Genomic DNA, 15,516 nt, shown 5'->3' with positions numbered 1-15,516 from the left:
TCGGGAAGCGCCAATTGCGTATCGACCACTACCTGCATCGAAGTGCGGAGCGCCATGCCGGCAAGACGGCGCTGGTGGCCGGTGAGACGCGCCTGAGTTACGGCGAACTCAAGACGATGAGCGAGGCTTTCGCCACTGCTCTGATAGCGCGAGGCGCAAGCCCGGGAGACCGTGTCGTCCTTGTGCTGGACAATGGCTGGCGCATGGCGGTTGCGGTTTTCGGTTGCTGGATGGCGGGCGCTGTCGCCTGCCCCATCAACCCATCGTCCAAGGCCGCACGCCTTTCGCAAATTCTGGACAGTTGTACGCCCTTTGCGGTGGTTGCCGAGGCCCGGCTGGAAAAGGTCGTTTCGGATGCGGCCGGTTCTTCTCCGTTGTTGCGCATCGTTTCCGGCGCGCCGAACCCAACGGCCGATGGTGTCGATTTTGACGCGATGCTCGAGGAGCCGATAGGCGCGCTGCCGCGAAACCTGCTCGATACCGATCTGGCAGTAATCATCTATACATCTGGCTCCACCGGCGAGCCAAAGGGCGTGATGCTGGCGCATGATAATATGGATGCGGCCGTCCGTTCGATTACCTCGTATCTCGGCAATAGGCCGGAAGATATTCTGCTCGGCGTACTACCGCTTTCGTTCGGATATGGCCTGAACCAGCTGCTTTCCAGCGTTTTCGTCGGCGGCACGCTGGTGATCGAGAAATCCTTCGCCTATCCGCATCTGATTTTCGAGCGTATCCGCGACGAGCGGATCACGGGCCTCGCGCTGGTGCCGACCATGCTGTCCATCATGATGCAGACGCGCGATCTGTCGCCGGCGCTGTTTGAAAGCCTGCGCTACGTCACCGCTGCCGCGGCACCCCTGTCGCCCACCCATAGCGACTGGCTGCGGACCTTTCTGCCGCATGTGCACCTGTTTTGCATGTATGGCCAGACGGAGTGTACCCGTATCAGCTTTCTGCCGCCGGAAGACCTCGACAGGAAACGCGGTTCTGTCGGCATCGCCATTCCGGGCACTGCCATCGCGGTGGTGAACGAGGACGGAGACAGCCTGTTGCCCGCAGAGGTCGGCGAACTCGTGGTCAGCGGGCCGCACGTCATGCGTGGTTATTGGCGCAACGAGGCTGCCACAGCGCGCGCGCTGCGCGTTGATGCCGCAACGGGCCGGACGCGTCTTCACACCGGCGACCTGTTTACCTGCGATGCCGAGGGTTATCTCACCTTCGTTGCCCGCAAGGACGATATCATCAAGTCGCGTGGCGAAAAGGTTGCGCCGCAGGCGGTCGAGGCCGTTCTGCAAGCCATGCCGGGCGTCTCGGACGCATTGGTCGTCGGCGTTGCGCATGAGGTTTTCGGTCAGGCGGTGAAGGCGATCGTGATCGCATCCGACGAGGCGATCACCGCAAAAGACGTCATGCGCTACTGCGCTCTGCACCTCGAAACCCACATGGTGCCAACACTGGTTGAATTTCGCGATTTCCTGCCGACGACGGATACCGGCAAGATCAGTCGCCGCCTCGCTGCTCAAGATACGGAGAACAATCGATGACGAACAATGCAAAGAGCCTGCCTTTCTCGCCGCTTGAACTTGATGCGGCGGCGGAGGTAGAGCGTATCGCCGAAAAAATCCGCCAGTCGCTTCGTTTCAACCTGCGCAAGCGCGGGCTGGTGCTCGGCATTTCCGGCGGTATCGATTCCAGCGTCTGCGCCGCACTTGCCGTTCACGCGCTCGGGGCAGCAAATGTTATTGGCCTGTTCATGCCGGAAAACGATTCCGACCCGGAAAGCCTGCGCTTGGGGCAGGCTTTGGCGACGAAGCTGGGTATGGACTGCGTGCTGGAAGATATCGGCCCTTCGCTCGCCGCCATGGGTTGTTATGAAAGGCGCGATGGCTTCATCCGCGAGGTTGTCCCTGAATACGGGCCGGGCTGGGCCTCCAAGATCGTTTTCGACAACGCCATGAGCACCGGTGCCTATAATATTTCCTCGCTGGTCGTCCGTTCGCCATCGGGCGAAACGCGCAAGGTTCGCCTCTCCGCAAAAGCCTATCTCGGCATCGTTGCGGCGACGAATATGAAGCAGCGCACGCGCAAGCAGTTCGAATATTATCACGCCGACCGCCTGAACTTCGCGGTGCTCGGAACCCCGAACCGGCTGGAGTACGACCAGGGCTTCTTCGTCAAGAACGGCGACGGGGCTGCCGACATCAAGCCGATCGCCCATCTTTATAAATCACAGGTCTATCAACTCGCGGCCCATCTCGGCGTCCCGCAGGAAATCCGCTCCCGCCCGCCGACAACGGATACCTATTCCATGCCGCAGACGCAGGAAGAGTTCTATTTCGCGCTTCCTTACGACAAGATGGATATCTGCCTCTACGGTCTGGAACACGGCATGCCTGCAACCGAGATCGCTACGGCGACCGGGTTGACGGAGGACAATGTCCTGTTCGTCTGGACCGATATCGCCGCCAAGCGAAAGGTTGCGCACTATCTGCACCACGCCCCTATCCATTTCCATGAGGGCGCTCAGGCGAAATCCTGAGATTGTTCCAAGCGGCGCCGGCCTGGGCGATCAGGCCGGCGTATGAAACAAACCTCGATATGAATATGTAGCCGCGCCCGCCAGCAGAAGAGATTTGAAAGTGGTATGCGGGCGGCAATTACATTTGTTAGTCAAGGCGTTAGGATTGGCAGTGCTTCGCCACGATTCAGTCCGCTGCGAATTCGCACGCCAACAGGGTCTTGTCGCCAAGTGCCGCACCTTCGCGCGCCACAATGGAGACTTTTCCCGGTCCAGCCAGACCTTCAGGCGGCTGCTGGTCCTGCGGAAGCTGCCGGGCATAACCCTTGGTCGATGTACCCATCAGGTCTGAAGTTTCCGGTTTCAAATCATATTTCGCTGCCAGAGCATCGGCACGCTGGCCCTTGATCAAAACACCGACTGCACCATTGGCGAAGAAGACTTCGTCACTCTCAAACCCATCGCGGCCGATCTGGTTCGGAAGCTTATAGATAGCCGCACCCAAAGACGATGTGTCGGCCTTTGCAAGTTTTTCGGCGGCATCATAAATTTCGGTCGCCGATGTCATCGAATAGGGCGGATTGCACAGGGCCGCATCATAGAATGCGGGATCGATTTCGGCAGCCAAAGCGCTACCGGCATGAAGCGCAGTAATGGCCACGGACATTACGACGGTGCCGCGAAGGAAAGGTGTGAATGCAAACATTGGCGTCCCTTGGAATTTGCCTGTCGTCCGTTTGAAGAGATTGCGTCAGGCTTTGCCATTCCTTGGAGCACCATAATTCACGCCCTGTCGATATACGCGAAGCGTTTTCCCCAGCTCGCCAGAACAAAACTCGTCATCCGACCGCAAGAAAAGCGGGGCGGAAGACGGCATTTCCATAGCGGGAATGAAAATGCTCTGTTGTTGCTAGCCCGGCCGATTCAATACAGCTTGGCCGGCTTCGTGTTTGACAATCCGCAGCATGGGCTGCCCGCCCATCTCGGCGGATTCAAACCGGGCAAGAAGGTCGAATGAGGTTACGGCTTCGCCCGCCTTGAAGCGTTTTCCGTGGACGGCGAGATGTCCAAGCCCAAATACGGCAAGAAGAGCCTCCGTCGGGTTATCCGAAGACGTGTCGAAGAGCAAATTCGTTTGGCCGAAATGCTCGAGACCCGTAGTCCAGGCTCTGGTCGCGCCGTTCTCCCGGATCACGAAGGCGCCATAGGCAAGCATTGTTGCTGTCTGTTGCGGCTGATCCAGGTGACTGTTGGCGTAGCTTAGACAGTCGTCAAGATCGGTGCGGCCGACGATGAGGTCGAGATAATGCAACACAACGGCGCGCATCGGTGCAAGCTGGTGAATGCCGAGCAGGGTCATGGCGATCTCGTTATGTGCCACTGTGGGGTCGTCGTCATCCGCCACGATCATCAGTTTGAATTTCGCCTGATGGGTCGCACGGCACAGGTCATCATGCGCAGCTTTTGCATTGATGCAGAACGTGTTCGTCCAGTCGACTTCGACCCGCGCTACCGCAGGATAGTGAGCAGGAATTGCCAGCGTTCCCACCGCCTCGGGAATGCCAACGAAGACGCGGGTTCCGCCGCGAAAGCCATCAAAGACGCCTTCGCTCTCCAGTTGCTCACATTCATACCCTTCAAGGCCCCAGGCTTCGATCAGCGCCTCAGCCGACAGGGTGGGTAAATCGTCAAAATAGAGTGTTGCCGAAAAATATTGAACATTGTCGCTTGTCACTACGATAACCTCATATTTCCGCTGCACTAGTCCGGCCGTTTTCACAGGCGGCGATAGCCCGTCTAGTCGATTTTTGCGACAATATGATTTGCGCCGTCGTCAGAGCGATTATTCACTGATGGCTCAGAACGGTAACCGTTCGAGATGATCCCGAAGCGCCCATGTCAACACGACACAGTTCGCCCGTACAGGTCAACTATTGGCAAAAAACGGTCTGGTGGCATTGTAGTCCCGCTTTATGCGGCAGCGCCAAGAAGTTCCGCCTGACGACGGATCGCAGTCTCGATCACATGCCACAGTGTTTCCGCAGCGGAGCGCATGCCGAGGATGGCAAGGCGGTCCGGCGCGCGCCGGATGACGAAAACGCTCATATGTTCCATGCCGGTGCGCGTGGCGGCCCCTTGCCCGAATACCGAGGGATCGAGGTTCACCAGCTTCTGCATGAGCGCGACAATCGGCGCCTCGCCTGCGTCGCTCTCGATTTCGAAGGCGACGAAGCCATCGGTCTGTTCCGTCACTGAACAGGAAGGGCAAAGGCTCGCGAGTTCTGCGGCGAAATCTGTTTCGGCCCGGTCTGCGGCCTCAATCAGCCATTGGCCCGGCCCCGTCCAAAAAGCTGAAGCCGTGCCTTGCTGGACCCATTTTCCGGGACCCGGCAAGGTGAGGTCAAAGGGCACCGGTTCTTTGACGTTGCGGCGCAGGCTGAGCGATGCGAGGGCAAGCCCCGAATTTTCCTCAAGTCGCAGCGTGCCATGGCGGGCGCGCCGCGAAGTTTGCGCGCCGAGTGCGGTTGTCGGCTTCAAGTCAGGCACGGAGTCTCTCTCCCTCAGGGTCGATGAAATGGGGCGAGACCACACGCAATTCGACCGACTGTCCCTGCAAGGGGTTGGCCGCGACGATGATCTCTCCGATACGGTTTGCACCATCGGCAAGGAAACCAAGGCCGATGCTGAAACCGAGGTTGGGCGAATAGCAGGCGGATGTGATCCAGCCTTGATCGGTCTCGGTATTCTGGCTGGCGCCGCGGGTAAACAGATGTGAACCTGACACCACAGGGTCCGTTGCCGCAAGCGGCTGCAGGCCGACGAGCACCCGGCTTTCGCCGACAAGCCCTTCGCGGCGAGTCATGACGGTACCAATCGCGTCTTTCTTGGCCGAAACCATCCTGCCCATGCCCAGCATCTGCGCCGTCGTCTGGCCGTTCAACTCGTTTCCGGCAGCATGGCCTTTCTCGATACGCATGACACCAAGCGCTTCCGTCCCGTAGGCGGTGGCTCCAAGATCCGCACCGATCTCCATCAGCCGGGACATCAGGGCATTACCGTAGCGGGCGGGGACTGCAATCTCGTAAGCAAGTTCCCCTGAAAACGAGATCCGGAACAGCCGTGCTCGCAATCCCCCGCAAACCGTCAGTTCGGCGCAGGCCATGAAGGGAAAGGCTGCGTTGGAAAGGTCGAAACCATCGACAATGCGTTCGATAAGGCGGCGGGCGTTCGGACCGGCGACTGCGAGCTGTGCCCAGGCATCCGTTGCCGAGATCAATTGCACATCCAATTCCGGCCACAGGCATTGGCGGGCGAATTCCATGTGACGATAGACCGGGCCGGCCTGGGCCGTGGTCGTGGTGACGATATAATGATCCTCACGCAGACGGGCACAGGTGCCGTCATCATAGGCGTGGCCGTCTTCCCGCAGCATCAGGCCGTAACGGACCATGCCGACCTTGAGGCTCTTCATTGCATTGCAGTAGAGACGGTCGAGAAATTCAGCCGCATCGGCGCCCTGAACATCCACCTTGCCAAGCGTCGTCACATCGCAGATGCCGACGCCCTTTCGGGTGGCCAGAACCTCGCGGTCGACGGATTGCCGCCAATGGGTCTCCCCGGCTTGAGGGAAATATTGGGCACGCATCCATTGACCGACTTCGACGAAAACGGCGCCATGTGCTTCAGCCCAGGCATGGCTGGGTGTCAGGCGGCGCGGACGGAAATGTGCGCCGGTGTCGCCGCCGCCGAGTACCGCCATCGAAACCGGCGTATAGGGAGGGCGAAAAATCGTCGTACCCGTATCCGGTATCGATTTGCCCGTCAGTTCGGACATGATTGCCAAAGCGGTGGCATTCGATGTCTTGCCCTGGTCAGTTGCCATACCAAGCGTGGTCCAGCGCTTGAGATGCTCGATGGGCCGCATGTTTTCCTGATGGGCGAGCTTGATGTCCTTGACCGTGACGTCGTTCTGAAAATCGACCCAGGCGCGCCCTTTCCCCGGCACATGCCACAGGGGCTTGATGCCGATTTGCGTATCCTCGGCCTCCGGCAGGGCTGGCCTGGATGCGGCAATCCCCATTTGCTCCAGAGCCGTTATGGCAGCGGCTGCACCGGAGATCAGCGCCGCCCCCGTGCTGCCTTTGCCGGCCGCCGCCCCTGAAACGAGCATATGCGAGGGTACGTCGCCGGGCAGGAATGCCTGTAGCCCGTCATCCCATAACGGGCGACCGCGCTGGTGCGATGTAAGATGAACATTGGGGTTCCAGCCCCCGGAGATACCAAGCGCACCGCAATCGATGGTTTCGTCATAGCCATCCTTGCGGACAGCGATGGAAACCAACCCCAGCCTGCCTTTGCTGCCGGTAACTGTCGCCCCCGCAATCAGGCGGTATTCCGCAAGCGCCCGCGCATCCGGGCGCGGATCGATGACTGCGGCGATCTCGACACCTTTCGCAGCCAGGTCGACAGCGGTCCGATGGCCGTCATCGTTATTGGTGAAGATTGCGACCCTGCCTGCCGGACTGACTGCCCAGCGATTGGCATAGGCACGCAGCGAACCGGCAAGCATGATCCCCGGCCGGTCGTTATTTTTAAAGGGGATATGCCTCTCTGTCGCCCCGGCGGCAAGCACCGTGCGCTTTGCAGTGATGCGCCAGAGGGACTGGCGTACGCCCTTTGGTGCGGCAAGATGGTCGGAAACCCGCTCGACCGCACCGAATATGCCATGGTCGAATGAGCCGAAAACCGTGGTGCGGCGCATGACGCGCAGGTTCGGCAGGGTTGAAAACTCCGCCTCGAGCGTCGCGATCCAGTCGGTTGCAGGGGCGCCGTCGAGCAGGTGGCTCTCCGCAAGCAGGCGACCTCCGAGGCGATTGTCCTCGTCCGCCAGAATAACCTTGGCACCGGCACGCGCCGCAGTCAGGGCAGCAGCCAGACCGGCGGCTCCGGCGCCGATGACCAGCAGATCGCAGTGAAGGAACCCCTTGTCGTAACTGTCGGGGTCCGGTTTCATCGACAGGCTTCCAAGTCCCGCAGCTTTGCGAATGGCGGGCTCATAGAGCTTTTCCCAGAACGCCTTCGGCCACATGAACGTTTTGTAGTAAAAGCCTGCGGTCAGGAAATCGGCAAACAGATCATTGATCGCAAGGGCATCGAAAGACAGGGACGGCCAGCGGTTCTGGCTTTTCGCCTCCAGCCCGTCGAACAGTTCGACCGTCGTGGCGCGGGTATTCGGCTCCAGCCGCGATCCCGTGCGCAATTCGACCAGCGCATTCGGCTCTTCTGAGCCGGCAGAGATCACGCCTCTGGGGCGATGATATTTGAAGCTGCGCCCCATCAGGCGGACATCGTTCGCCAGAAGTGCCGAGGCGAGCGTGTCGCCGGGATGCCCCTGATAATTCTTTCCATCGAAGGTGAAATGCAGCACCTTGCTGCGGTCGATCAAGCCGTCCTTCAGTCTCATGCTTCATCTGCCTTCTGACGGAGCGCTACCTCGTTTGCGAGTTCCGCTCCGAGGATTTCATGGGTGACGGTGTTTCGCGTGACCACGAGCCAGCTGCGATCACCCTGTTCGTGAAACCACAGTTCCCGATGCAGGCCGGCGGGATTGTCACGCAGATAGACATAATCGTTGAAGTCTTTCGCAGCGCTCTCGGCCATTCCGTCCGGGCGACGCAACAGGGCGGCATCGCCGAGATAGGTGAATTCCTGAGCGTCGCGCGGCCCGAGCAGTGGGTGAGGGATCAGCATTGTTCAAGCCTCAGTGAAGGTTCGGTTGGGCGCCGGCGCCCTTTTCGTCGATGACATAGCCCTTTTCGAACCGGTCGAGCCGGTAGGCCTTGGCCGTGTCATGCGGGGTATCGGTGGCCAGCAGATGCGCGAATGCATAGCCGCTGGCCGGCGTCGCCTTGAAGCCGCCGTAACACCAGCCGGCATTGAGATAGAGGCCCTTCACAGGCGTGTGGTCGATGATCGGTGAACCGTCCATCGACATGTCCATGATGCCGCCCCATATGCGCAGCAGGCGCGCCCGGCCGATCATCGGCATCAGCGCCATGCCGCCCTCGGCGACATCTTCGATGACGGGCAGATTGCCGCGCTGGGCATAGGAATTATAGCCGTCGATATCGCCACCGAAGACCAGGCCACCCTTGTCGGACTGGCTGACGTAGAAATGGCCTGCTCCGAAGGTTATGACGCCCGGTATGGTCGGCTTCAGCCCTTCCGAAACGAAGGCTTGCAGCACATGGCTTTCAATAGGCAGACGCATGCCCGCCATGGCCATGACGCGGCCGGTCGATCCCGCCACGGCGACGCCGACCTTTCCGGCACCGATGTAGCCACGGCTGGTTTCCACGCCCTTGATCGTTCCATCCTCGATGCGAAACCCCTGGACTTCACAGTTCTGGATAAGATCGACCCCTGCCAGATCAGCGCCGCGCGCGTAACCCCAGGCAACGCCATCGTGGCGAGCAGTTCCAGCGCGGCGCTGGTAAAGGCCGCCCTTGATTGGAAAGCGTGCATTGTCGAAATTGAGAAACGGGATCATGGCGCGGAGATCGTCTTGTGCCAGCAGTTGCGCGTCCGCACCGGCCAGCAGCATGGCGTTTCCGCGACGGCGGTAGGCATCGCGCTGCGCGTCGGTGTGGAACAGGTTCACAATGCCGCGCTGGCTTACCATCGCATTGAAATTGAATTCCTGTTCAAGCCCTTCCCAGAGTTTCATCGAAAACTCATAGAATGGCTCGTTTCCGGGCAGCAGATAGTTTGAGCGGATGATCGTGGTGTTGCGCCCGATGTTTCCTGATCCCAGCCAGCCTTTTTCCAGAACGGCGATCCGGGACTTGGAGAAGGTTTTGGCTAGATAATAGGCCGTTGCAAGTCCATGACCGCCACCGCCAACAATGATGAAATCGTAATGAGGTTGCGGATCGGGGTTCCGCCACAGTGGGCGCCAGCCCTTGTGGCCGGTCAGGGCCTGTTTGAAAACCTGGAGAGCCGAATAGCGCAAATCTGTGTTCCTCGAAAACAGGGCGGTTGTCCAAGTTTATAGCGCGATACCGCACGATTTTTTTATCCGTGACGGACGCATTATTGTCCAGTTTGGCCAAGTCGGCTAAGCTTGCCCTGGGGATTGTCTTGGAGCAGGTCATGCACGCCGAAGGGTCGATGTCGATCGGGTTCATACTCATTGAGGGTTATGCGCTGATGTCGTTGGCTGCGGCGGTTGAGCCGCTGCGCGCGGCCAATCACCTTGCCGGCAAAACGCTCTACCATTGCCGGTTTTACTCGGCGAATGGCGGGTTTGGCGCATCCACGTCAGGCGGAGGTTTCGATACCGCGCCCGTTTCGCGGGCTTTGTCTGAGAAGCTGGATCTGGTCTTCATCGTCGCGGGCGGAAATCCCATGCTCTATGAAGATCCGGCACTTGTGCGCAACCTGCGCGCGCTCAACCAGCGGGGTGTCAAGCTTGGAGGCATTTCCGGCGGCGCGGCGATCCTTGCCAAATCCGGTCTGATGACGGGCAGACGTTTTACCGTTCACTGGACCCACATCGATCCGCTTAGTGAATATGCCAGCGATCTCCTGATCGAGCGTGCGCTCTACGTCATCGATCGCGATCGCTACACTTGCGCGGGCGGCGTTGCCGCCATTGACATGATGGGGGCTTTTATTGCGAAAGACCATGGTTCTGCCTTCGCGCGCGATGTCAGCGAATGGTTCATACATCCGCGTTTGAGAACGGCCGATGAGCCTCAGTTGGGCCGCGCCGGCCAACGTTTCAACGTCCACCACCCGGTACTCGAAGCTGCAATTGAACTCATGACGACCCATGTTGCGGATCCCCTGTCGCCGGAGCAGCTGGGCCAATTGTGCGGCAGCAGTATTCGCCAGCTCCACCGTCTGTTTTCCAGCCATTTCGACCAGTCCATGATGTCTTTTTACCGTGGTCTTCGGCTGGCAAAGGCGGATGAGCTGCTGCAGCAGACCTCGCTTTCGATCGTTGACGTGGCCTTGCTGACGGGGTTCTCGACCGCTGCCCATTTCACCCGTTGCTACACCCAGAAATACGGCGTCCCGCCCAGCAGAAGGCGTCGTGCCGGGAGAGATTTCGAGCAGCCGTCCGATGGTACCTGACGCCCTACCGGAACAGCGTGCGGTTTTTGCGATGACACTTCGGCAAGGCCGTGCGTCATGCCTGACGTGAAAGGGCCGTTTCGCGCTCCGCATCATGGATCAAGCCCATGATACCCTCGCTCATATCGGCATAGACGCCATTGTTTTCGACCACGCCTTTAACCCGATAGCGGTCCATGACAACAATGCGGTCGGCCAGTGCCACCATCTCCGGCATGTCACTGGTAATGACGAGAATGGCGGTGCCGCCGTCTGCAAGCTCGCGCAGCAGATCGTGCAGATAGGCCTTGGTCTTGATGTCGATGCCAACAGAAGGTTCGTCTACAATCAGCAGCTTCACGTCGGCGGCAAGCCACTTGGCGACGCTGATCTTCTGCTGGTTGCCGCCGGAAAGATTACCCACGGTCTGGCTCAGGCTCGGCGTCTTCACCTCAAGTTTCTGCAGGAAAGGGGTGACCGCCGCACGGATGCGGCTGTCGGAAAGCACGCCGAATGCGTTTGAGAGCTTGCGCCAGATGGGAACGCCCGCATTGGCGAGAACGGAATGCTGGAGAATGAGGCCGTCACCCTTGCGGTCCTCGCTGACGTAACCGACGCCGTATTCGTGGATGGCTTCGGCAACGGAGCGGATGCGGGCCGGGCGATCTTCGATCCGGACTTCGCCCTCCGTGACGGCGAATTTACCCATGATCGATTTTGCCAATTCGGTGCGCCCAGCGCCCACCAGCCCGTAAAGGCCGACGATTTCACCCTTGCGCACGGAAAGACTGACATCGCGATGGCCGATTGCGGTAGAAACACCTTTGAGTTCAAGCACCAGCGGATTGTGCTCGACCGCGCGTTTGCGCCAGCCACCGCCGCCTTCGGCACGGCCAATCATCAGGCGCACCAGGTCCTGGCGTCCGAGACCTTCCATCGACCGGCTTTCGCAGGCGTTTTCGCCATCCCTCAGCACCGTCACCCGGTCGCAAATGTCGAGAACCTCCTCCAACTTGTGGCTGACGAAGACCAGGCTTGCGCCATCATCGCGCAGGCGGCGCAGAATGCGGAAGAGGTTGTCCGTTTCGCTCGGGGTCAGCGATGTCGTGGGTTCGTCGAGCAAAAGAACCCGGCTTTGCAGGGAAAGCGCCTTCGCAATTTCCACGAGCTGCATTTGCGCAACGGAAAGCTCGGATACCGGCATCGCCGGATCGACTTCCAGATTGAGAGCCTGCAGCCAGCGGCGTGCGTCGCGGTTCAGCGCGGCGTAGTCGATGGGTTTGAGATAGTGCGCCCCAAGCTTTTCCATGTGGATATTCTCGGCAATCGAGAAGCGCGGGATGAGGTTGCGTTCCTGATGGACGACACCGATGCCGCGGGCAATGGCCTCGCGCGGGTTGCCGAAGCGTACTTCCTGCCCATCGACAAGGATTTGGCCACTGCTCTGATGGTGGACGCCGGTAATGACCTTGATCAACGTCGATTTGCCGGCGCCGTTCTCACCTAGCAACGCGTGGATCGATCCCGGCTCCAGCGAAAGATTGACGCCCTTGAGCGCCCGAACGCCGGGAAACACTTTTTCGATGTTGCGCGCCTGAAAAACAGGTTGCTTGTCCATGATGTCAGGCCTTTCCTGTCTTTTTGCCGAGATGCGTTTCGCGCAGGCGGTTGATGCCGACGGCGGCGAGGATCATTGCGCCAAGCACCACCTGCACGAGGAACGGATCGATGGAGAACAGCACGAGTGCCTGCGTGATGATGGCAACGATGACGACGCCGAGCAGGGTCGCCCCCACGCTGACATGCCCGCCAGCCAGTACGGCACCGCCGATAACGGGTGCGGCAAAGGACAGGATGAGCCAGTCATCGCCAATGGACGGCTGGCCGATCTGCAGGCGGGATACGAGCAGAATGCCGGCGACCGACGCCAGGAGGCCGGAAATGCCGTGCGCCACAATCATTGTCGTGCGGATCGAAATGCCGGAAAGCTCTGCCGCATGGCTGTTGCCGCCAATGGCAAGGATGAAGCGGCCTATCGGCTGGCGGCGCAGCATGAACCACAGCGCGAATGCAATGATGATGGTGGGTGCGGCGAGCCACGGAACCGGGCCAACGAGCAGTGCCGAGCCAAAGGCTTTCACCGATTCCGGCACGCCGTAGAACGGCTCCGCCCGGGTGATGCCGAGGTTGATACCCTTGTAGATCGACAGGGTCGCCAGTGTGATGACGAAGGCGGAAATGCCTGTGATGGCGATCAGCAGACCGTTGAGCATGCCGCAGACAACACCGATCAGTACCGCAGCAATGGCGGCCACCGGTGCCGGAAGCCCCCAGACCTGCATCAGTCCCGCAAAGGATATTGCCGCCAGTCCGCCGATTGCGCCCACGGACAGGTTCATCTGGCCAATGGCAATGATGATCATCTGGGAAAAGGCGATGAGCGCATTGACCGCGATTGCAAGAAGCAAAATCTGGATGTTGAAGGAAGAGAGGAAGTTGGGGCTGAAGCTGCGGATAAGCGCGATTGCCAGCACCGTGACCAATAGAGGGCCGAACCAGTCGGTTCTGGCAAGGCGTAGAAGGGTGTTGTCGGTCTTCATCGTCCAGTCCTCAAGCCAGGTTACGTCGGGCGAGATAGCTTCGCCGCGCCTTGTCCATCAAAACCGCTAGCAACAGCAGCAGGCCGAGAAATGTCTGGACCCAGAATTCACCGAGCTGAAGCAGCAGCAGGCCGCTGGTGAGCATGGTGACCAAAAGTGCGCCAAGACAGGTGCCGAGCACCGAAACCTTGCCGCCCTGCAAAAGCGTGCCACCGAGAACCGGGCCGAGAAATGCTGGCAGAAGCCAGTCCTGCCCAAGCTGGCCTGCCATGGAAGGAATGGCGGCGCCCGTGCGCGTCACCAGCATCAGGGCGGCGAGTGCTGCAAGCAGGCCCGACAGCATGTGACAGGCAATGAAGATACGGTCGACCCGAATGCCGGAAAGTTCCGCCGCTTCCGGGCGTGCGCCTGCCGCCAGCATTTCGCGGCCAAGAACGGTGCGTCGGTAGAGAAAGGACAGGGCAAGCGCCGTTGCGAGCGTGACGAGAAGCAGCGGCGAGAAATAGGTCGCGAGCTTCATTTTTCCGAAGGCGGCGAAGATCGGCGGTAGGCCACGGTAGGCCTCGGCGCGCGTCAGGAAGATCATCACGCCGAAAAAGATGCTCATGGTGGCAAGCGTGATGATGAAGCTGTGCAGCCCCGTGCGGATGACGGTCCAGCCATTGACGAAACCGAGCGCCGCGCCGGTGGCGAGACCGCCAATGAGGGCGAGCGGCCACGGCACGCCAAGCACCTCGATCAGATAACCACAGGCCATGGCCGCCGAGACGCCGATCGCTCCAACGGCAAGATTGAGGCCGCCAGTCACGATCACCGCCATCATCGACAGGCCGATCATGATGTTGATCGCGGCACTGCGACCAAGCGTGAACAGATTGAAAGGCGAAAGGAAGCCGCTGGCCGCGACGCCAAAAATGACGGCGAAGACGACGATCAGCAGAATGAGGCCAAATTCATTGGTCAGAAAAAAGCGGCCTTGCGAAAGGCTGGACCCCATTCGTCTGTCGCCCTCCTGCGAGCCCTTTGTGAGCAAAGTATCGTTCACGGTCATGAAACTGTCCCGGTATTGGTTCGCCCGAAGCGCCTGCGCGGGTCGCCTGGTCATTGCGCTGCCGCCTGAAAGAATATTTTCTGGCGGGGCAGATTGCCGGGCGCGGTCGTTTGCCGCCCGGCAATTGCTCAAGGCATGATTAGTTGCAGCTCAGATAGGTCGTATCGAAGTTGGTGAGCAGCTTTTTAGTCTCGGCGCGCATGGCATCGATGTAGTTGTCCACCTTGGCGGCATCGACATAGGCGGTGCCGGAATCGATGAACTTGGTCGTCAGCGCATTGGATTTGAACGGCGCATCTTCTTTCACCTTGCAGCCGGCCTGAAGTTTGCTCAGTGCAAACGCGCCGATATAACCCTGGCCATAGGGGTTCTGAAGCATCGTGCCGTCGACGAAACCGTCCTTGATCGCTTTCAGCACGACTTCGTCGTGGTCGATGCCGACCATGTGGATACGCTTGTCGCCGATCTTGCGCAGTGCGTTGGAGGCAACGACAGCAGGAACCCAGGCTGTGGTCACGATACCGTCCACTTCGGAAGCGTGGGCGGCCAGGTAGGCGCTGATCTTTTCTTCCGCCGGTTCCGGCGCGTCGATATCGGCGATGACCTGAACGACCTCGGCGCCGGCTTCGTCAGCTGCCTTTTTTACGGCATCGATACGAAGCTGGGTGTTGGGGTCAACAAGGAAGCCGGTGAAATGAGCGATGCGTTTTTTGCCCGCTCCCATCGCCTTGATCAGCTCCTTGGTGCCGAGATAAGCGGAATTACCGGTGTCGGTACCAAGGCAGAAGGCGGCGGGCGAGGGGTCCTTGAAGCATCCGGCGCCAGCAATCACATTCGCGCCGTTGCCGGTCAGTTCCTCTGCTGTCGAGACCGCGCCGACGGGATCGCCTGGGAAAATCAGGAAGCCGTTATAACCCTGGCTCAGAAGGCTTTCGAGAAGCTGGTTCTGCTGTGCCAGTTCCCACTTTTGCGGCACCTTATAGTCGGCGCCAGCCAGGCCGAAGTCCTTGGCCGCGTCCTTGCCGGCCTGTTCCCAGGCGGCGAAATAAGGGTGCGGACCGCCCGGAACGAGGGCGATCTTGCTGGCGTCCGCCGCCTGCGCGACACCGCACGCTCCCGCGCCGATGATTGCGGCAGCGACGAGGCTGCGCATGAAATACGTCATGTTTTTCTCCTCCATGAAACGGCCTGCTCCTTAAAAAAAGCGACTGGAACCTCCCTTAATC

General features: G+C 59.8%; 13 protein-coding genes. 3 read left to right on the top strand and 10 right to left on the bottom strand.

Features of this window, described 5'->3' with window-relative positions; genetic code table 11:
* The first annotated feature begins 14 nt into the window (after window positions 1-14).
* Together ACZ5A6_RS21830 and nadE are read left to right on the top strand one after the other, a co-directional pair.
* Window positions 15-1,547 (top strand): class I adenylate-forming enzyme family protein, encoded by a 1,533-nt coding sequence (locus tag ACZ5A6_RS21830; protein ID WP_464111405.1) that lies wholly within the window; start codon window positions 15-17, stop codon window positions 1,545-1,547.
* On the top strand, window positions 1,544-2,542 hold the full coding sequence (gene nadE, locus ACZ5A6_RS21825) for an NAD(+) synthase (protein ID WP_464111404.1): 999 nt from the start codon (window positions 1,544-1,546) through the stop codon (window positions 2,540-2,542). Before ACZ5A6_RS21830 ends, nadE begins: the two co-directional genes overlap by 4 nt.
* Before the next feature lie 166 nt (window positions 2,543-2,708).
* Here nadE and ACZ5A6_RS21820 read toward each other — a convergent pair whose 3' ends face one another.
* From ACZ5A6_RS21820 to ACZ5A6_RS21795, 6 genes are all read right to left on the bottom strand, one after another.
* Entirely contained in the window at window positions 2,709-3,227 is a 519-nt protein-coding gene (locus ACZ5A6_RS21820; protein WP_003518238.1) for a hypothetical protein, read from the bottom strand.
* Window positions 3,228-3,431: 204 nt separating this feature from the next.
* Window positions 3,432-4,256, bottom strand: a complete 825-nt coding sequence (locus ACZ5A6_RS21815) for a hypothetical protein (RefSeq protein WP_464111403.1) — start codon at window positions 4,254-4,256, stop codon at window positions 3,432-3,434.
* Window positions 4,257-4,492: 236 nt separating this feature from the next.
* Window positions 4,493-5,068 (bottom strand): sarcosine oxidase subunit gamma, encoded by a 576-nt coding sequence (locus tag ACZ5A6_RS21810; protein ID WP_464111402.1) that lies wholly within the window; start codon window positions 5,066-5,068, stop codon window positions 4,493-4,495.
* Window positions 5,061-7,985 (bottom strand): sarcosine oxidase subunit alpha family protein, encoded by a 2,925-nt coding sequence (locus ACZ5A6_RS21805; RefSeq protein ID WP_464111401.1) that lies wholly within the window; start codon window positions 7,983-7,985, stop codon window positions 5,061-5,063. Before ACZ5A6_RS21805 ends, ACZ5A6_RS21810 begins: the two co-directional genes overlap by 8 nt.
* On the bottom strand, window positions 7,982-8,272 hold the full coding sequence (locus ACZ5A6_RS21800) for a sarcosine oxidase subunit delta (RefSeq protein ID WP_003518230.1): 291 nt from the start codon (window positions 8,270-8,272) through the stop codon (window positions 7,982-7,984). The genes ACZ5A6_RS21805 and ACZ5A6_RS21800 overlap by 4 nt, the downstream gene beginning before the upstream one ends.
* Window positions 8,273-8,282: 10 nt before the next feature.
* Window positions 8,283-9,533, bottom strand: a complete 1,251-nt coding sequence (locus ACZ5A6_RS21795) for a sarcosine oxidase subunit beta family protein (protein WP_003518227.1) — start codon at window positions 9,531-9,533, stop codon at window positions 8,283-8,285.
* Window positions 9,534-9,673: 140 nt separating this feature from the next.
* Here ACZ5A6_RS21795 and ACZ5A6_RS21790 point away from each other — a divergent pair, with 140 nt between their 5' ends.
* Window positions 9,674-10,660, top strand: a complete 987-nt coding sequence (locus ACZ5A6_RS21790; protein WP_019566867.1) for a GlxA family transcriptional regulator — start codon at window positions 9,674-9,676, stop codon at window positions 10,658-10,660.
* A 55-nt stretch (window positions 10,661-10,715) separates the two neighbouring features.
* Here ACZ5A6_RS21790 and ACZ5A6_RS21785 read toward each other — a convergent pair whose 3' ends face one another.
* The 4 genes from ACZ5A6_RS21785 to ACZ5A6_RS21770 all read right to left on the bottom strand — a co-directional run bounded on the left by ACZ5A6_RS21785 (window position 10,716) and on the right by ACZ5A6_RS21770 (window position 15,470).
* Complete coding sequence (locus ACZ5A6_RS21785; protein WP_019566868.1) at window positions 10,716-12,257, bottom strand: sugar ABC transporter ATP-binding protein; 1,542 nt, start codon at window positions 12,255-12,257, stop codon at window positions 10,716-10,718.
* Between the two features lie 4 nt (window positions 12,258-12,261).
* Window positions 12,262-13,239, bottom strand: a complete 978-nt coding sequence (locus ACZ5A6_RS21780; protein ID WP_019566869.1) for an ABC transporter permease — start codon at window positions 13,237-13,239, stop codon at window positions 12,262-12,264.
* 10 nt (window positions 13,240-13,249) lie between these two features.
* Window positions 13,250-14,290 carry an ABC transporter permease gene (locus ACZ5A6_RS21775; RefSeq protein WP_019566870.1) on the bottom strand — a complete coding sequence of 347 codons (1,041 nt, stop codon included), beginning with the start codon at window positions 14,288-14,290 and terminating at the stop codon, window positions 13,250-13,252.
* Window positions 14,291-14,429: 139 nt separating this feature from the next.
* Window positions 14,430-15,470, bottom strand: coding sequence for a sugar ABC transporter substrate-binding protein (locus ACZ5A6_RS21770; RefSeq protein WP_019566871.1), 1,041 nt, complete (start codon window positions 15,468-15,470; stop codon window positions 14,430-14,432).
* Window positions 15,471-15,516: the final 46 nt, after the last annotated feature.

The organism is Agrobacterium sp. 6Ca8, assembly GCF_055382765.1.
This window is presented reverse-complemented; position numbering and strand designations above follow the sequence as displayed.